This is a genomic window from Wolbachia endosymbiont (group B) of Limnophora tigrina, assembly GCF_964263235.1.
Classification (GTDB): Bacteria; Pseudomonadota; Alphaproteobacteria; order Rickettsiales; family Anaplasmataceae; genus Wolbachia.
In genome coordinates, this window is the sequence record NZ_OZ181655.1 from 988,505 (window position 1) to 1,006,625 (window position 18,121).

An 18,121-nucleotide genomic window follows, 5' to 3' on the forward strand; every position below is an offset into this window, starting at 1 on the left:
GGGAAGGTATGTTTATAACACAATCTAGCAGCAGATCAACACTGGCTGAAATATTGTCTTGCGTTTTACTTTTATTCTTGATGGCTCAAATAAGCATACCATTGCAGCCTGTGCCTATCACATTGCAAACTTTAGGAGTAATGCTTATTGGGCTTAAATTTAACCGCAGAACAGCATTCTATTCTGTGCTTACATATCTATCACTTGGTGCAGCAGGATTTCCTGTTTTTGCGAATTTTTCTGGTGGTTATCACATTTTTCTCGGACCAACAGGTGGATATTTAATTGGCTGTTTAGCTGCTGTTATGGTAATGAGCAAAGTAAATGAATTACTGAACTCTAAATATAAATCATTTGTGTGTAATTCTTTAAGTTGTCTGGCTGGTACAGTTGTAATCTTTATTTGTGGTGTTAGTTGGCTTGCTGTTTACTTGGGTCTGGGACAAGCAATAATGGTGGGTGTTTTACCATTTATCCTTCCTGGTTTGGTAAAAATTTTTCTACTTGTAGCAGCTTTGCAATATTTGAAAAAATGATAAAATTTCGCCCTCATCATTTTATGTGCACCCTTGCATTTCAAGGGTATGGGTATTCTCAGGGTTTTGTAGAAAATTATAAAAAGATAGCAAGTGAAGTGGTTAGCGATCCCAACACTCAAATCGAAGTAGTTGGTAATCTTGATAGTATTTGTAGTGCTTGCCCAAACCAGACTAAACAAGGTGAATACACCACACAAGCTAAAGTTTTAGAGCTAGATAGAAGGCATATGGGAATTTTAGGAATTAAAATTGGAGAGACTTTGACCTGGAGTGAAGCGGTAGAAAAGGTTAGAGAGAAAATGTCTTCAAAGAAATTTGATTACGCATGTGAGGGGTGCAACTGGCAGCCATATGGAATATGTAAAAATGCCCTTTTAAATTGTCATTCCTATAAAGGTAGTTGACAAAATGTTAAGATAAATTGAAGCATTTTTGTGGAAATAGACTTCTTGCACTACCTCCGGCTTTGTTGCATAGCTACTTACGTTAACATTCTATATAAAAAATTCACACAGCCATTTCGAACTTAGGCATGCCAATTGCAGTAAATTTATTCATTAAGTAACACTTAATTAGCAACTCTTTTTCACGATTTATTTCAGATTTATTTTTGAAACTAAATCCAAATATCCGCTTAAACCTAAAGAAGAAAGTTTCAACATGTGACCTTAAACCATATTTCATCTTCTTTTTCCACTTTTTATGCCATTCTCATAATTTTTACAAGATTGTATACCCTTAACATTGTTGTTTCTTTCCGATAAACAATCTACTTTTTCATAGACTCTTGCATTCTTTATAGGTCGTATTATAGGTTTGATATTCAGCTTTTTACATATCTTGTACACACTAGTTGCATCATAAAATGCATCCGCACGAAGAGACAAAATATTGCACTTGTTACCCATTCCCTCAAGCATACTACATACTATCACGTGAGGTAGCATTTATATATCTCATCGCCATTACTTCTTTGTTCATCATATTTAAGGTAATATGTAACTTTCTCACTTGAGCGAGATAATTTCCTCTTTTTTTGAGAAGTTCGTTATATTCTCTTTGGTTACTGACTCTCATTTTTTGTGGCATAAGTTATACTTGTTTGAAAAATGCCTATTTTACAACAAAACGCGTTAGTGACCATACATTTAAAGGCTTTTCTCCTTTATAACTACTCTGAACTACAATAGCTATGCAACAAAGCCGCCATTCTGCTGAACGGATACATCCGAGTAGCACATCCTTTACTTTGTGGGTATACTTTTTTTGACATGTGGTTATATCTTTTTTAATATAAAGGATATATACTTATGCATTATATATTTTTTTGTATGAGGAGTTATATGAAAATGAAGAGATTATGCGTTTTGGCTGTGTTGCTTACTTCATCTCTAGCAGGTGCAGCTAATAATAGTGCAAGTAAGTCAGAAGATCAGTACTATGCAGGTTTAAACTTTGGTGCTGGATGGGGTGGTGGCTTTGTAATGAAACCTAGCGTTGTTTTTGGTTATCATCATGACAAAAACTCTAAGTTTGAACTTGAGGTTCTTGCTAACATGAGTGATATTGCTAATAGGGATACAAGGAAAATAGGAGTTAGCTTATTGGCAAATTATCGTTATTACCCTGACCTTGATATTGATCCCGTTAAACTATATATCAGTGGAGGTTTAGGAGGATACTTACAAGTAATACCTTTTGGCTTTGGTGAAGGTGGTGAAAGCAAAGATTCAAAACCTAAAGATCCAGAAGCTACCACTACTCTGAGTGCAGGTGAGGTTACTGGAGCTGCTGCAGAGGAGGCATCTGTAGTAGATAAAATACTGGGTTCTATTTCCTATAAACTGAAGGTCGGTGTTGATTATGAAATTGCTCCACAGATAGTTGGTACAGTTGGTGTTACCGCAGGCGGGCAACTGAGTGGTTTTAAACCACCATTACAAATACCAGATGCGATCCTAGAAGTGGGAATACGTTATAATTTTTAATGCTGCTAAATTGTAACTTAGTTCATAAAGGTAGAGACAATGTTGAGGATGAAATAAACAGCATTGAAAAAATCTGGAAATATATGAGATACTTTTCGAATATGGTTTTGAATGCTAACTATAGATTAAAAAAATAACAAGAAAAGGGTAAACTCCAGTATTTGTAACCGTTCACGGATTGTGAGAATGAATAAAGAACTAGATCCAAAGCGTGATGGTATGGATTTAGTATAAATAATACAGGATGCTTGTGTCCACTGGTTACATATAAATTCATAAGGTTTTGAGTCTTTTTGTGTAATATAACAAAGTTGTAAAGGTGTAACCATAATTCCTCCTTCGATGGCAATTTCTTATATATCATACCATCACACTTTGGAACTGTACACCTAAGCACTCCGTTCAACAAGCTAGAACTGCTATATTTGAATACATAGAAATTTTTACAAAAAACAGCGTAGGCATTCTGCTATTAATTATTGCATTCCTGAACATTGTGATTCATCATTCTTTTTGTAAAAAATTTTCTTAACTTTCTCTCCACTTTTTCTGGATAAGGTCACAGAATTTTTTACTGGAAATCTTAATTTTGTCTTAGCAATAAATCAACTTAAGGTCATAATATCTTGACATTTATTTAATGTTGCTATATAATAGCTATGTACATTTTGTGTACTATAGCAATAAAATCACCCTGTAATAGGTGTATTGGACCCGAGGGCAGTACTCGGCGCCTCCACCATATTTTTAATTTATATGGGGGCGAATAAGGATCGACATGCATAGTAAAGATGGTAGTTTTGCTCGGTTAGACACCACCGCTAAGAGTTCATGATTTAAATGCAAACGATAATTTTGCTGCTAAAGACAATGTTGCAATAGCTGCTTAATTTAAGCACTATAACTTCATTGCTATAAGCACGGTTCAGGGAACGCCGGGTAACAGAAGTTCCCCAAAAATTTATGTATGTGAAAGTTATATGGAGCAAACAGATTACAAAAAATTGCTTAATTCTGCCAAGTTTCAAGTTATCAAAAAGACTTTAGATGTTATATCAGGTAATGGTTTTACCCCTTACTTAGAAATATTATTTTTCACATATTTTAATGGTGTGACCATGCCAGATCGTTTAAAAAAGTCATACCCTACTCAAATGCTTATTATATTACAGCATCAATTCTATGATTTAAAAGTTTCTGAGGATAAATTTAGCGTAAGTTTGAGTTTTCAAGGAAAGCAAGAGCGAATTACTATACCGTTTTTTGCTATTAGTGAGTTTCGTGATAAAATTTCAGGAGATGTTTTAATATTTGACAAAATCAGTATCGATTCCGATAAAGAATACAAGAGTGAAAAATGTGCTGAAAAATTATCAAACGGCAGTATTATATCCATAGATCAACTGCGTGATGAGTAATTGCTCATCTTTGTAAACAAAAAATATTAATAGAAAGAAGTGGTCTAACTTAAGTAATAGAATAGAGGAATACTATCGTAGACAAATATGCTAAGTCTTTAATTATTTACTAACGCAGGTGGCAAAATTTTTCTTACATATCATCAACTTTCTTTATTGCAAAATTCAGAAAAATGTTGTATAATTGTTACAGTAATAGACTTCGGTAAATTTTATGGCAGATTCAGGCATTAACATAGCTCTTGATCCAGAAACTTCAAAATATCTTGCTGAACTATCCGAACTTACTAAGCAACCTGCTCAAGAACTAGCAGAGAAACTACTCAAAGAAGCAATCGAGCTTGAAATTGAGGATTTTTTAGTGTCTAAAATTTCTGATGAGCGTGATGTTGAAGGTGCAGAAATAGTTGATTTTGAAGATATTAAGTGGGATTAAAGCGTTACAAGGTTAAGTTTCTAAAGAGTGTTGTTGAAAAAGATTTACCAAACCTTCCAAAGACAATAAGGCTAAGAGTTCAAAAGGCTATAAAAGAACGTCTTACAGTTGACCCAATAAATCTTGGTGAACCACTACATCATAACTTAAAAGGACGTAGAAGGCTAAGAGTTGGTGACTATCGTGTAATTTACAGAGTAAATCAATTAGATCATATAGTAACTATCACAGAGATAGGACATAGAGATGATATTTATAAGAAATAAATATAAACATTAAATATATTTTATACAGCCCTCCTTCCTGATCCATTTTCTTACTCAAGACAAAAACAACATTTTGAGTTTAAAAAGGGGATTGATTTAAAATTCCTAAATACTTATCTTTTATATAGTTTTCATATAATAGACGTACATGCATCCAATCATATATCTACTCAACATGTTACTTGATCTTTATAGCTTCATTCTAATATGTTGGGTTGTCCTAAACTGGCTGGTTAAACTTAATATGGTGAACATATATAATGAAACTGTCAGTAGCATAATGCACATCTTGAACCAATTGACATATCCACCACTAAAGATTATTAGAAGATATATACCACCGTTCAATGGATTAGATTTATCTATAATGATATTGCTAATAACAATTCACTTTGTAAAATATACAGTAGCTTACTACTTTAGGTAGATGTTAAAAAAATATCTAAAATCAGCAATATATCTATCCCTTTTAATATATGTATATATATCAGTTTTTAGCTACAACTATAAAGATCCTTCCTTAAACACGGCTACAAATAAGGAAGTGACAAATTTAGGTGGAATAGTAGGTTCATATTTAGCTGATATATTGGTTCAATTTCTTGGATTAACTAGTGTTACAATAGCTACAACCATAGTTTACTTGTTGATCTTCAGGCCAGCAAAAATACTGCTGAAAATTCTCTATTTAATATTAATCAATTTAGGGATATGTGCTATATTACCACAACTTTCGCTAGGCATCACTGCAAGGTATAGACACAGTGGAATAATAGGGAATGCACTCGTTAATAACTGCCCATTTTATGTATTTGTGATAGTAACATCAATAGGTCTTGTAGGATCGGTTGGTTGGAAGAGAGCAATTTACTCTCTATTCTTCTTATGTAAAAAAATAGCTTGCTTATTTGTAAATGTTCCATTCTTCAGATCACATAAAACTGCTGAATATTCAGTTGCACCATTAGTAGTAGAAGAAAAACATAGAACTAAAATCACTACTAAACAACACCCAAAAGAAAGACAGAAAAAAGCTACCGAGGAGATTTTAAGTGAGTTTAAGTTTCCAAGTATCCATTTACTTTCTAAAGCAGAAGAGTCTTTGCAGAGAAAACAGCTAAATGAAATGGAGAGCAATAAAAATTTATCTCTGCTGGAACAAGTCCTGAGTGATTTTGGCGTGCAAGGAAAAATTATCAGTGTATGCTATGGGCCGGTTGTGACTTTATACAAACTTGAACCACAAGCTGGTACGAAATCTGCAAGAGTAATTGGCCTTGCAGATGACATTGCACGTTCGATGAGTGCACTCTCTGCACGTATTTCAATAATTCGTGGGCAAAATGCCATGGGAATAGAATTGCCGAACAAGGAACGAGAAATTGTAATGCTGCGTGATTTGCTTGAATCACCAGAATACCAGAATGCAAACTTAAATCTTCCAATTGCGCTTGGCAAAGAAATAAGTGGAAAACCAGTTATTGCAGATTTGACTAAAATGCCCCACTTGCTCGTTGCTGGAACCACAGGGTCGGGTAAATCAGTTGCGATTAACACTATGATTCTTTCGCTCGTTTATCGACTCAGTCCTGATGAATGTAAGATGATAATGATCGACCCAAAAATGCTTGAGCTTTCAATATATGATGCAATACCGCACCTAATGGCGCCAGTAGTAACAGAGCCAAAAAAGGCTGTTATCGCTCTTAAGTGGATAGTGAAAGAAATGGAAAATCGCTATCGCATGATGTCGTATTTAAATGTACGCAATGTAATAAACTATAACCAAAAAATCACAGAAGCGATGAATAGTGGAATAGAATTGGAGCGCGTTGTACAGATTGGCTTTAACTCAACAACAGGCAAACCTTTGTTTGAAAAAATACCAATCAAGATGGAGACATTTCCGTATATTGTAGTGATCGTGGATGAAATGGCAGACTTGATGCTTGTTGCCGGTAAAGAAATAGAGTGCTCTATTCAGCGTTTGGCGCAAATGGCCAGAGCTGCAGGAATACATATTATAATGGCAACACAACGTCCATCTGTGGATGTGATCACAGGTGTGATAAAGGCGAACTTTCCAACAAGGATTAGTTTTGCTGTTACTTCCAAAATAGATAGTAGAACAATACTTGGCGAACAAGGGGCTGAGCAATTGCTCGGCATGGGTGATATGCTCTATATGGCCTCTGGTGGTAAGATTATTCGAATTCACGGTCCGTTTGTGAGCGATGATGAGGTGCAAGATATAGTTGATCATTTGAAAATGCAAGGTGAGCCAAATTACATGGAGGAAATTACCAAGGAAGATGAAAATTCTTCTGTGGAATCAGAAGGTGAAACAGAGGATGAAGAAAACAACCTCTACAATCAAGCAGTAGCCATTATTCAAAGAGATCAAAAAGTTTCAACCAGTTACATTCAACGACAACTTAGAATAGGCTATAACAGAGCTGCAAATATTGTTGAAAGAATGGAAAAAGAAGGAATTGTCAGCTCTCCAAATTACTCAGGAAAGAGAGAGATATTGGTTGAATAACAGGGCTTCTTTCTTAACTTAAGTTTCTACACCCTCAAAAAGCAAGTCAAACAAAATTATTAAAAGATCAATACATAATAACAGTTGATTTAATACTAATTTAAGTACTAAGAACGTACAATAGTAATATATTAATTAGCTAGGGGGTAAAAATGTCAACAAATTGGTTTCATGATTTGTTATTCGGTTCTAATGAATCGACAATAAAAGCACTAGAAAAACTTCAACAGATGGATGCTGAGCAGTTTCAAAAGGCATTCAGTGCACTAGAAAAATTGCAAAAAGGTCAACAGATCAATGCTGATCAACTTCAAATTGCATTTAGCAGGTTAGAGGAATTGCAGGCAACTCAAAAGATCGATGCTGAACGGTTCGAAAGTATACAAAAGTATTTAGACGGTTTGCAAGAAAGACTCGCAGACGTGGAAGAAAAAGTGGAAACACTTACAGAAACAGTAGGAGAACAAGAAAAAACACTACTAATTTGTACCATAGCCACTGCTGTTGCTGTAACAGCGATAACTTGTTTTGTTGCATTCTGCATCTATCAGGGACTTAAGCTTGAGAGGGAGAAAGAAAAGAACTCGCTTGATCAAGATACACCAAAAGCAAAACTTGATTATGTAGATACCACCGATGGCACTGAAAAGGGGCGTATACAAATGCCAGACTAAGTTGCATAACACTCTTCTTAAGAAGGTGTTACGCAACTTGTAACACCTTACTCTTCTCTCAGCCTATGTAGGTTTTTTGATAGCAAACATATCACTTTTTAGAAAAATATTTGTAACATATTATTGTAAAGTTAGTAAAGATTCTGGTTTACTTAAAGTTTGTTAATTGCTATCTTTTAAAACACGATATTTACTATAGCACCATATGCTTAGGATTTTTTCTAAAGTTTTGTTTATATTAATGTTTTTGGTTTCTAGCTTTTTTACTGTGCATAGTGCTGAAGCTAAATCTAAGCTCAGTAAGAGATACATACCTCCTGGTAACCCTGGTGGTGCAAACTTTCATACAGATGAGGATTTTGCTGAGTCATATAAACTGTATGAGAAGCGTAGGGAATTGCTCAAGAAAAAAAAGTCACAAGATCGAGCTATAAATAAAGAAGATCTAATCAAAAAATTAAAAGAGAAAAAAATTGCTAGTCTTGATAATGAGCCAAATGACATGGAAGCGTGCATAGTCGACGATGAAGAGAGCGCTATGATAAATCAGCATGGTATTAATATCGCACGTTTAAAGGGTGCTGTATTTATAGATCAAGAGCCAGTTTCCCAGTATGAAAGCGAGCAGCATGAACAAGAAGAGAAGAAAGTTACTTCAACACGAGAAAAGAAAGTTTCTCCTATAAATATCACTATAAAAGAAACTCCTTCAAGAAGAACGTGCTCACATGATTCTATTGCTAATTTGGATAACGTAGATGCTTATAGTTTGAATGGTTCGAATTCATTTGGCAGCGTAGCTGACACAGTAAAATAGTATCACAATTAATAAGTATGCTAGATAAAGATCTGATATTGAATGACGATGCATATGAATTATCGCCAATTTCCAGGCACAAAACTCATGTTGTAGAAGTTGGAAAAGTAAAGATAGGCGGAAATAATCCTGTGGTTGTACAATCTATGGCGCTTGGTGTGCATATAGATTCTGATAATATAAAAAGTAGCGCAAAACATTATGCAAAAGAAATAACAGAACTAGCGCGCGCAGGTTCAGAGTTAGTACGGATTGCTTTGAATTCAGAGGAAGTAGCAAGGGCAATACCTTATATAGTAGAAGAGATAAATAAAGAAGGTTTTGACGGTAAAATATTGGTAGGCTGCGGTCAATATGAGTTAGATAAATTAGTTCAAGATTATCCAGACAACATCAAAATGCTGGGTAAAATTAGAATCAATCCAGGCAATATAGGCTTTGGCGACAAACGTGATGAGAAGTTTGAAAGGGTTATAGAGTATGCAATAATGCACGATCTTCCTGTTAGAATTGGGGTAAATTGGGGTAGCCTTGATAAATACCTTTTACAAAAACTGATGGATGAAAACTCTTCGCTTAGTAATGCAAGGCCTTCTGATGTTATACTGCGCAAAGCACTTGTAATGTCTGCTCTTGATAGTGCAAAAAAAGCTGAAGAAATTGGTCTAAATTCAAACAAAATAATCATTTCATGTAAAGTTAGCAAAGTACAAGATTTAATTTTAGTTTATATGGCACTTGCAAAATCTTCCAATTATGCGCTGCATTTGGGTTTAACTGAGGCTGGTATGGGCAATAAAGGTGTGGTAAATACCGTAGCAGGGCTTACTTATTTATTGCAAAATGGCATTGGAGATACAATACGGGCTTCTTTGACTCAACGTCCTGGTGAATTGCGTACTAATGAAGTGGTGGTGTGTCAGGAAATATTGCAATCTATAGGCTTGCGACACTTTAACCCTCAGGTTAATTCATGTCCTGGTTGTGGGCGCACGAGTAGCGATCGTTTTCGTATATTAACTGAAGAAGTGAATGGCTATATAAAAACTCATATGCCGATATGGAAGAAAAAAAATCCAGGTGTAGAGCATATGAACATTGCTGTTATGGGATGCATAGTAAATGGTCCTGGAGAAAGCAAACACGCAAATTTGGGAATCAGCTTGCCTGGATATGGAGAAAAACCTGTTTCAGCAGTCTACAAAGACGGCAAGTATTTCAAAACTTTACAAGGTGATAATGTCTCTGAAGAATTTAAGGCAATTATTGATAATTATGTGAAGGAGCATTACACGTAACCTTTCACGGTTAATTAATAGATAAATCGCAAATAAAAAAGAAAATTAAACCTTGTTTTTCTTTTTTCGCTATTAATATATTTATAACACAATTGAGTTTAAATAGTTGGTATGAAAAGCTTTTTACGAAATTTCTTACACTATCTTCTGTCATCCCAGTGCTTGACACTGGGATCCATATCTTTTTTTCTCTGGTCACGCGCTGGAATGACACCCAGGACGTGGTGTAATAGTTGTACAAGAATCCTACTAACTTTACTATTAATTCTATTTCCACTTTTAGCATCATCTATAAGCATTGAGGACATCGAAGAAAATTGCGATTACGAATATTACCCTAAATTAGATTCTTCTTCTGCTGATGAGTTACACGTTATAAAGCGAAATTATTATAGATACGGTGAGGAATTAAAAATACTAGCAGATGAGAGGATAAAGGAGATCACTTTAGGCACTAGTGATAAATAATTCTAACCAGACTGCATTCTGTGATTTTTAGCAAAACACGATCTTTCATTTGAGCTTTCTTCAATTTAAAGTAAATACAGAAAATTGCTACCTATAGCTAAACTGACCTTACCTTACCCAGAAAAAGTGGAGAGAAAGTTTGGAATGTTTTTTACAAAGAGAATAAACTATTTGCCATATTTTGAAAAAACGTTTTATTTTACTCCAAAAACGTCTTAACTTTCTCTCTACTTTTTCTGGGTAAGGTCACACTTGACTACTTGGATCTAGTATGATTTAATTAACCAAGAAGTAGACATGAAAAAATTATGTAGTAAGCCAGTTTGCATGACGCTAAGAAGGAAAATATGGATAGAAAAACGAGAATAGAATCAGACAGCTTAGGGGAAGTAAAAGTACCAAGTGAACGTTACTGGGGAGCGCAGACTCAACGTTCTTTAGAAAATTTTAAGATTGGCACAGAAAAAATGCCAGAGCCTCTGATTAAAGCATTAGCAATAGTAAAACTTGCAGCAGCACGTGTTAACATGAAGCAGGGTAGCATAGATAATAAGGTAGGGGACGCAATCTGCGCAGCCGCAAGGGAAGTAATAGATGGCAAATTTAATAATGAATTTCCGCTTGTTGTTTGGCAAACCGGATCCGGAACGCAGACTAATATGAATATGAATGAAGTGATCAGCAATCGCGCAATAGAGATTTTAGGTGGTAATTTGGGTAGTAAATCTCCGATACATCCAAACGACCATGTGAATTATGGTCAGTCATCAAATGACACCTTTCCAACAGCAATGCATATAGCAGCAGCAGAGCAAATAAACTGCTTGCTTATTCCAAATCTTGAAAAGTTGCATAAGGTGCTGGATAATAAGGTTCAGGAATTTAAAAATATAATAAAAGTAGGACGTACTCACTTACAAGATGCAACGCCCCTAACACTGGGACAGGAGTTTTCTGGCTATGCAGACCAGATTAAAAAGGGGATAGAGAGAGTAAAATCAACTTTAAGTGGTATATACGAGCTTGCACAAGGTGGCACTGCGGTTGGCACAGGACTCAATACTAAAAAGGGTTTTGCTGAAGATTTTTCAAGCAAAGTTGCAGAAATTACTAATCTTCCATTTACTTCAGCAGGCAATAAATTTGAAGCGCTAGCAGCAAACGATGCTTTAGTTGAGCTCAGTGGAACACTCAATACAGTAGCAGTCAGTTTAATGAAAATTGCAAATGATATAAGGTTGCTTGGTTCTGGTCCAAGATGCGGAATTGGGGAAATAATGTTACCGGAAAATGAGCCTGGTTCTTCAATTATGCCAGGTAAAGTGAATCCAACTCAGTGTGAAGCAGTAACTATGGTGTGCACTCAAGTTATGGGAAATCATGTTGCTGTGACCATTAGTGGTTCAAACGGTCATTTTGAATTGAATGTGTTTAAGCCAGTGATAATTTACAATGTTTTGCAGTCTATAAGACTTTTAGCTGATGCAAGTTTAAATTTTACAGAAAAATGTGTAGTTGGTATTAAGGCAAATGAAGAGAGGATAAAAGATTTACTGAATCAGTCGTTAATGTTGGTCACTATATTAAATACGCATATAGGGTATGACAATGCAGCAAAAATAGCGAAGCTTGCTTATAAAGAAAATATCACTCTAAAAGAAGCAGCAGCAAAACTTCAACTGCTCACTGAGGAGGAGTTTGAAAGGATAGTGAAACCAGAAGAAATGGTGAATTATTTGTAACCGTTGGGAGTGTTAAATAAACCATACGCGTCAAGTTAAGAGGTATCCGTTCAGCCAATGGCGTCAACTTAAGAGCCTCCATTAGCAAACTCTCCTAAAAACATGATGGCGTTTGGGCTTATCTACCTTATTGTGGCTGCCCTGGTCGAATTTTAACTTTAGCACGCATGCTTGCTCTATCAAAAAGGGCTTGAAAGTTTTTTGGCGCAATAAGTACTTGATAGAGTTTCTGCCTCATTACACCAAATAAAACTGAAAAATTTAAACGATACTCAGTAATTTGATCTGGGGAGGCCCTTGTGCATCACACATATGAAGCGATAATATATTACACATAACTAAGTTCGCCCAAAATTCTTGTAATACAGCCTCTAGGTGTATGGTCCCATAATTCCTCCTTTGATGGTGTTGTTTTCTCATATTTTATCATACCATCACACTCTGGGACCATACACCTAGGAATTATCCTATTGAATTCTATGATATTATTTTTTGTAACATTGTCTAAAGTGCCCAGTGTCAAGCACTGGAATGACAAGAAGAGGGCTTGTATCTACTTGGATGACAAGAGGGGGTACTGGAATGGTTGTAAGTTGAGGCCCTTCTCCCGCTCTTTTTTCCAAAATCACTTTCCTGTTTCAATTAATCTAATTATAATAATAGAGAAGTTTTAAAAGCTTACAAAAAAATTAATTAAGGGGGTTGTATGAACAAAGAGACTTTAATATTTGCGATTGGAGCATCATTAATAGGCACTGCAATAGGGGCACTTACAGGGTTTGGGTTAAGTGTCACAGCTTTTTCACCTTTAGCCATAGGTGGAATTGTTGGTTCTATAATTCCAGCAGCGGCTACAATTTTTCTTGCAGGATGTTTGCTGTGCAAATTTAATGAAGGACAGTCTAAAGAAGGTTGTACAGTTTCCAGTATTACAGCACCCATAAGCGCTGCAATTGGAGTTGGTCTTGCTGCAGCTGCAACTGCTATTTCTCCTGGTATAATGCTTGGAGCGGGATCTGCAGTTTTAGCAGGTGCAACAATAGGAGCAATAGCAATAATAGCACCAATCGCAGGGTTCCTTATAGCTGAAAAAGTGAACGATTATATTATCTCTCCTATAGTTGAGCACTTTTCTTCAAAAGGGAAGGAAGAAAGTTTTAGCTAATCAAGTAAGGTTTCTGTTATTCCAGTGTGTAACATTGGAATAACAAGATTTGACATTAACCGTTGATAATCGCAATATTAGTAGAGTAGAATTACTCAAAAAAGCATGCATAAATATGACGTAGTAGTAGTAGGTGGTGGTCATGCAGGGTGCGAAGCTGCTGCTGCGGCAGCTCGCCTTGGTGCAAACACGCTGCTTATAACTCATAAAATTTCAACTATAGGAGAAATGTCCTGCAATCCAGCAATTGGAGGAGTTGCAAAGGGTGTTGTAGTCAGGGAAGTTGACGCTCTTGATGGAATAATGGGAAGAGCAATCGATCAAGCAAGCATACACTCAGTCATTTTAAATAGCAGCAGAGGTGCAGCAGTATGGGGACCACGTGCACAGGCAGACCGAAAATTATATAAGCAGGCAATACAGGAAATTATTCTAAATTATAACAATTTGACGGTAAAAGAAGAGTCAGTTGACAATTTTCTTATAGAAAGTAATGGCAATGGAGAACCGTGCATTAAAGCTGTAATGATAAGCTCAGGTGAACGTATATCAACAAGTAAAGTCGTTCTAACTACAGGGACTTTTCTGCGGGGTGTGATTCATATAGGAGAGCAAACAACTCCTTCAGGAAGAATGGGAGATAAGTCTGCAGTAGAACTTGCAAATACGTTGAAGAAGTATGATTTTAGATTAGGTAGACTGCGTACCGGAACTCCACCAAGGCTTGATCGTAATACTATAAACTGGTCAATATTGCAAGAACAAGTGGGTGATAACCCACCTGTGCCGTTTTCTTACCTCACAGAAAAAATTAACCAACCTCAGGTATCATGCTTTATTACCCATACTAATGAAAATACGCATAAAATAATTAGAGAAAATCTTCATAGGTCAGCTTCTTCGTATTTGGATGACATTGTTGCACCAAGATACTGCCCATCCATTGAAGTTAAAGTTAATAAATTTGCAGAAAAAAGTAGTCACCAAATATTTTTAGAACCAGAAGGGCTGGATAATGGTACTGTATACCCAAACGGAATTTCAAATTCATTGCCTGTTGAAGTGCAAAATGAAATGATAAAGAGCATCAAAGGACTTGAAAATGCAGAAATATTGAGGTCTGGATATGCAGTTGAGTATGACTATATTGATCCACGAGAACTAAGCCATACTCTTGAAACTAAGAAAATTAAAGGTCTATATTTTGCTGGCCAAATTAATGGCACCACTGGATATGAAGAAGCAGCAGGGCAAGGAATTATCGCCGGAATTAATGCAGCACTCTCTGCATCTGAAAAAAAAGAAAGCTTTGTTCTTCACCGCACAGATTCATATATCGGTGTAATGATAGATGATTTGGTCACCAAAGGGGTGATCGAGCCTTATAGATTATTTACCTCACGTGCAGAATATAGGCTAGCTATCAGGTCAGACAATGCGGATAGAAGATTAACACAAAAAGGTTATGATATTTCCCTTGTTTCGCATGAGAGATACTCTGTTTTACAGAATAAACTTAAATCCATTAAGCAGCTTGAAGAGAAGTTAGAGAGTCTGACGATTACTCCTGAGCAGCTTAGGTCTTATGGTATTAAAATATCTTATGATGGGATAAGAAAAACGGCACTAGATCTACTTGGCTACCCTAACATCGACTGGAATAAATTACAAGAAATATGGCCGGAGTTAAGCAGCATCACGCGCTGCACAACGGATACTGGATCCTCTTCCGTCATCTCAGGACACTCTCATATCATCCGAGTAGCTGACACTAGGATCCAGGAAAAAAGCAGCGTTACGCGCTGGAATGACGCCGCAATGGGTAGCATAACTAAGAATGAAATATGCGAAGCAGTTGAAATTGAAGCAAAATACAAACCTTATCTAATAAGACAAGAAGCAGATATGAAGTTTTTACGAGAGGAAATTAACACTCAAATTCCAATTGATTTTAACTATTCACAAGTTAAAGGCCTGTCAAGTGAAGTAGTAGAAAAGTTGCAGGCAATAAAGCCGGCAACAATCGGAATTGCGAAGCAAATACAAGGTATCACTCCAGCAGCGATAGTTAGCATATTAGTGTACCTTAGGAATAAGAAAACGAAAATAGCTGCTAGTTTTGCGTGAGGTATATGTCAAAAATCGAAGAATTTCGTTCTTTTATGTGTGAAACAAATGTTGACGCATTTATGTTGCATACTAAAGATGAATATTTAAATGAGTATTCAGAGGAGCTAACAAAGCTGTGTGGCTTTACAGGAACAAATGGGCTACTTATCGTTACAAAAGACAACAAGTGCCCATTTTTTACGGATGGACGCTATATCACACAAGCTCGCAATCAGCTCGATCGGGGCAATTTTCAAGTATATAATATACAAGAAGAGGATCCACGCGAATGGGTAAAAGCAAACTTAACATTGACCACCTCACTAGGTTACTATTTGCAATATTTTACCATAGAAGATATAAGAAAGTATGAGAATATCTGTAAATTAATACCCTGTTTAGCTAGAAAAAAAAGTGACTATCGAAAACAAGCAGTGGTTTTACATTCTATTAAATATGCTGGTGAAAGTAGCAAGAATAAATGTGAAAAAGTCGCTAAAAGCATAGATAAAGAAGCTGAAGCAGTGCTTTTAACTGATCCAAATTCAATTTCATGGCTATTAAATTTAAGAAATGAAAATGCCAAATATACTCCATGTATATTGGGCCGTGCTATATTGTATAAAAGCGGTAATGTTGATTTGTTTATTCAAGATAAAGAACATTCAACTATAGAAGCAAATTTAGGCAATCATATAAATATTTTTGATATTAGTGAGCTAGAAAATTCGCTGCACAAGCTAAATTCAATAGTTATAGATCCAAACACAACTCCAATGAGTATCATGGCTGTAATAAAAGATAAACAGGTAGCTGAAAGAGAAGATCCTTGTCTAATTTATAAAGCAGTAAAAAACCAAACTGAAATAGCTGGGGCTATAAATGCGCATATCAGAGATGGAGTGGCAGTTACAAACTTTCTACATTGGCTTGAAAGTAATGTTGGTACAGAACTTGAAGCTGAAGAAAAGATTTTAGAATACAGAAAAGAGCAGGATTTATTTAAGCAATTGAGCTTTCCAACAATTTCCGCATTTAATGAAAATAGTGCAATAGTTCATTACCGTGCAAGCAGTAAGACGAATAAGGTAATTCAGAAAAGAGGACTATATTTGATTGACTCTGGTGGCCAATACCTTAATGGCACAACTGATGTGACAAGAACTGTAGTGGTTGGTAATCCGACTAGTGAGCAAATAACCCACTATACAATAGTATTGAAAGCTCACATTGCTGTAGCAAGTGTCATCTTTCCTTCTGGCACTACTGGTGGAGAATTGGATATATTGGCACGTACGCATTTATGGAAATTTGGAATGGACTATATGCATGGTACAGGGCATGGAGTAGGAAGTTACCTATCAGTACACGAAGGACCACAAGCAATATCAAAGGGCAATAAAGTGAAACTCACGCCAGGAATGATACTTTCCAACGAACCTGGTTATTACATTCCGGGAGAGTATGGAATAAGAATTGAAAATCTGATGTATGTCGACAGACAAGAAAATAGCTTTTTACATTTCAAACAACTGACCTTCATTCCATATGATAGAAGGCTAATAGATGTGCAAATGCTTACTAAAGATGAAATTGAATGGATAAATAGCTATCATCAATTTGTCTATGAAAACTTAGAAAATAGCGTAAAAGATAAGGAATGGTTAAAGAAGGTATGTGACCATTTATAAGCAAAGGAGCATTTTTTATTATTTAAAATGCAATTATAAAAGTATTATAGATATTTTGTATTGTTTTTAATTTAAAAACGATATATAATAAAAGACACGTATTTTTAGGTAGGTTATAATTATGACAGACAAAGGGCAAGAAGATGAATTTATGAAGCAGTATATGGATACTTGCAAAGAGCAAATAGAAAAATTAGCCAAGGATCCTGAATTGCTTAATCAGACTTTAAAACCATTTATGCAAATATCCCAGCAGCTTATGGCTGACGGTATGTTAGAAGGGGCTATGCCTGGCATGGTACCTGATTTGGGTAGTATGGATGTTAACAAGATGATTGCTCAGATGAAGGAAATGATTGACTACATAAGAGGTAACTATAAGGAACTAATGAAAGAGCATAGCTCGCAGATTCAAGAGCTTGATGAATCCAGTAAAAAGCTAAGAGGCTTAGTTAAAAAATTGATAGAAAAGATCGAAAGTAAATAAACAATATCTAACGCAAGTCTCTTCTGTCATTCTATGCACAGCTGCATAAGTGTCTAGTGATCTTACCCAGAAAAAGTAGAGAGAAAGTTAAGACGTTTTTGGAGTAAAATAAAACGTTTTTTCAAAATATGGCAAATAGAAGCAGCAGGATTCAAATTAGAAGCTGTTAAGCTGGTTAAAGAAACAGAAGTACAAAAATAGCAAAAGATCTAGGTATAGATGGCAGTATGTTAAGTAAATGGGTAAGAAAATATGATGGAAAAATGTCAGAAGCATACGCATTTCCAGGCAAAGGCTCCTTATGACAAAGAAAGATTTGATCTAAAAAAAGAACTAGCAAGAGTAACAAGAGAAAGAGACATTTAAAAAAAAGCCCTGGCCAAACAAAAAGAGTAAAGTATTCTTTTATATAGAAATTGCTATAAAATACAGGAACTATGTAGGGTTTTAGACATATCTGCTGGTGGTATGGGTTGCTAAG

At 35.7% G+C, this 18,121-nt stretch carries 21 protein-coding genes, 1 other RNA gene and 1 pseudogene; 18 read left to right on the forward strand and 5 right to left on the reverse strand.

The window, feature by feature from the left end:
- The first annotated feature begins 8 nt into the window (after positions 1–8).
- Both ACE38O_RS04850 and ACE38O_RS04855 read left to right on the forward strand, forming a co-directional pair.
- Complete coding sequence (locus ACE38O_RS04850) at positions 9–536, forward strand: biotin transporter BioY (RefSeq protein ID WP_374698445.1); 528 nt, start codon at positions 9–11, stop codon at positions 534–536.
- Positions 533–943: a DUF1284 domain-containing protein gene (locus ACE38O_RS04855; RefSeq protein ID WP_374698446.1), complete on the forward strand. Its 411-nt coding sequence runs from the start codon at positions 533–535 to the stop codon at positions 941–943. The genes ACE38O_RS04850 and ACE38O_RS04855 overlap by 4 nt, the downstream gene beginning before the upstream one ends.
- Positions 944–1,046: 103 nt before the next feature.
- On the opposite strand, the gene ACE38O_RS04860 is transcribed toward ACE38O_RS04855, so the two are convergent.
- Genes ACE38O_RS04860 through ACE38O_RS04870 form a run of 3 tightly spaced genes read right to left on the reverse strand, consistent with a single transcriptional unit; the run spans position 1,047 to position 1,616 of the window.
- Complete coding sequence (locus ACE38O_RS04860; protein WP_374698227.1) at positions 1,047–1,223, reverse strand: hypothetical protein; 177 nt, start codon at positions 1,221–1,223, stop codon at positions 1,047–1,049.
- On the reverse strand, positions 1,220–1,447 hold the full coding sequence (locus ACE38O_RS04865; protein WP_374698226.1) for a hypothetical protein: 228 nt from the start codon (positions 1,445–1,447) through the stop codon (positions 1,220–1,222). Before ACE38O_RS04865 ends, ACE38O_RS04860 begins: the two co-directional genes overlap by 4 nt.
- Positions 1,448–1,460: 13 nt before the next feature.
- A complete protein-coding gene (locus ACE38O_RS04870; RefSeq protein ID WP_374698447.1) occupies positions 1,461–1,616 on the reverse strand; it encodes a hypothetical protein in 156 nt (51 codons plus the stop codon).
- A gap of 266 nt (positions 1,617–1,882) precedes the next feature.
- On the opposite strand from ACE38O_RS04870, the gene ACE38O_RS04875 reads away from it, so the two are divergent.
- The 12 genes from ACE38O_RS04875 to fumC all read left to right on the forward strand — a co-directional run bounded on the left by ACE38O_RS04875 (position 1,883) and on the right by fumC (position 12,188).
- Entirely contained in the window at positions 1,883–2,527 is a 645-nt protein-coding gene (locus tag ACE38O_RS04875) for a hypothetical protein (protein WP_374698448.1), read from the forward strand.
- 622 nt (positions 2,528–3,149) lie between these two features.
- Positions 3,150–3,485: a transfer-messenger RNA gene (ssrA, locus tag ACE38O_RS04880) on the forward strand.
- Positions 3,486–3,507: 22 nt separating this feature from the next.
- Positions 3,508–3,945, forward strand: coding sequence for a ClpXP protease specificity-enhancing factor SspB (locus tag ACE38O_RS04885; protein WP_374698449.1), 438 nt, complete (start codon positions 3,508–3,510; stop codon positions 3,943–3,945).
- 214 nt (positions 3,946–4,159) lie between these two features.
- The gene (locus ACE38O_RS04890; protein ID WP_374698450.1) at positions 4,160–4,381 is read left to right on the forward strand and encodes a hypothetical protein; all 222 of its coding nucleotides are present in this window, start codon (positions 4,160–4,162) and stop codon (positions 4,379–4,381) included.
- Positions 4,372–4,647 carry a type II toxin-antitoxin system RelE family toxin gene (locus ACE38O_RS04895; RefSeq protein WP_374698451.1) on the forward strand — a complete coding sequence of 92 codons (276 nt, stop codon included), beginning with the start codon at positions 4,372–4,374 and terminating at the stop codon, positions 4,645–4,647. Before ACE38O_RS04890 ends, ACE38O_RS04895 begins: the two co-directional genes overlap by 10 nt.
- Before the next feature lie 148 nt (positions 4,648–4,795).
- Complete coding sequence (locus ACE38O_RS04900; RefSeq protein ID WP_353282795.1) at positions 4,796–5,074, forward strand: YggT family protein; 279 nt, start codon at positions 4,796–4,798, stop codon at positions 5,072–5,074.
- Positions 5,075–7,189, forward strand: a complete 2,115-nt coding sequence (locus ACE38O_RS04905) for an FtsK/SpoIIIE family DNA translocase (RefSeq protein ID WP_374698452.1) — start codon at positions 5,075–5,077, stop codon at positions 7,187–7,189.
- A gap of 152 nt (positions 7,190–7,341) precedes the next feature.
- Positions 7,342–7,863, forward strand: a complete 522-nt coding sequence (locus tag ACE38O_RS04910; RefSeq protein WP_374698453.1) for a hypothetical protein — start codon at positions 7,342–7,344, stop codon at positions 7,861–7,863.
- A gap of 205 nt (positions 7,864–8,068) precedes the next feature.
- Positions 8,069–8,680: a TRP75-related protein gene (locus ACE38O_RS04915; protein WP_374698454.1), complete on the forward strand. Its 612-nt coding sequence runs from the start codon at positions 8,069–8,071 to the stop codon at positions 8,678–8,680.
- 17 nt (positions 8,681–8,697) lie between these two features.
- On the forward strand, positions 8,698–9,978 hold the full coding sequence (ispG, locus tag ACE38O_RS04920) for a flavodoxin-dependent (E)-4-hydroxy-3-methylbut-2-enyl-diphosphate synthase (RefSeq protein ID WP_374698455.1): 1,281 nt from the start codon (positions 8,698–8,700) through the stop codon (positions 9,976–9,978).
- Positions 9,979–10,089: 111 nt separating this feature from the next.
- Positions 10,090–10,446, forward strand: coding sequence for a hypothetical protein (locus tag ACE38O_RS04925; RefSeq protein ID WP_264731293.1), 357 nt, complete (start codon positions 10,090–10,092; stop codon positions 10,444–10,446).
- Positions 10,447–10,793: 347 nt separating this feature from the next.
- Positions 10,794–12,188, forward strand: a complete 1,395-nt coding sequence (gene fumC, locus ACE38O_RS04930) for a class II fumarate hydratase (protein ID WP_374698456.1) — start codon at positions 10,794–10,796, stop codon at positions 12,186–12,188.
- Positions 12,189–12,269: 81 nt separating this feature from the next.
- Here fumC and ACE38O_RS04935 read toward each other — a convergent pair.
- Positions 12,270–12,566, reverse strand: a pseudogene (locus tag ACE38O_RS04935) (IS4 family transposase); the annotation flags it as partial.
- Positions 12,567–12,673: 107 nt separating this feature from the next.
- Positions 12,674–12,811, reverse strand: a complete 138-nt coding sequence (locus tag ACE38O_RS04940) for a hypothetical protein (RefSeq protein WP_374698457.1) — start codon at positions 12,809–12,811, stop codon at positions 12,674–12,676.
- Positions 12,812–12,894: 83 nt separating this feature from the next.
- Here ACE38O_RS04940 and ACE38O_RS04945 point away from each other — a divergent pair, with 83 nt between their 5' ends.
- The 4 genes from ACE38O_RS04945 (at position 12,895) to ACE38O_RS04960 (ending at position 17,640) form a co-directional block, all read left to right on the forward strand.
- Complete coding sequence (locus tag ACE38O_RS04945) at positions 12,895–13,353, forward strand: hypothetical protein (protein ID WP_374698458.1); 459 nt, start codon at positions 12,895–12,897, stop codon at positions 13,351–13,353.
- Between the two features lie 105 nt (positions 13,354–13,458).
- A complete protein-coding gene (mnmG, locus tag ACE38O_RS04950; protein ID WP_374698459.1) occupies positions 13,459–15,480 on the forward strand; it encodes a tRNA uridine-5-carboxymethylaminomethyl(34) synthesis enzyme MnmG in 2,022 nt (673 codons plus the stop codon).
- Positions 15,481–15,485: 5 nt separating this feature from the next.
- Entirely contained in the window at positions 15,486–17,153 is a 1,668-nt protein-coding gene (locus ACE38O_RS04955; protein WP_374698460.1) for a M24 family metallopeptidase, read from the forward strand.
- Between the two features lie 121 nt (positions 17,154–17,274).
- Positions 17,275–17,640: a hypothetical protein gene (locus ACE38O_RS04960; protein ID WP_374698461.1), complete on the forward strand. Its 366-nt coding sequence runs from the start codon at positions 17,275–17,277 to the stop codon at positions 17,638–17,640.
- The last annotated feature ends 481 nt before the right edge of the window (positions 17,641–18,121 follow it).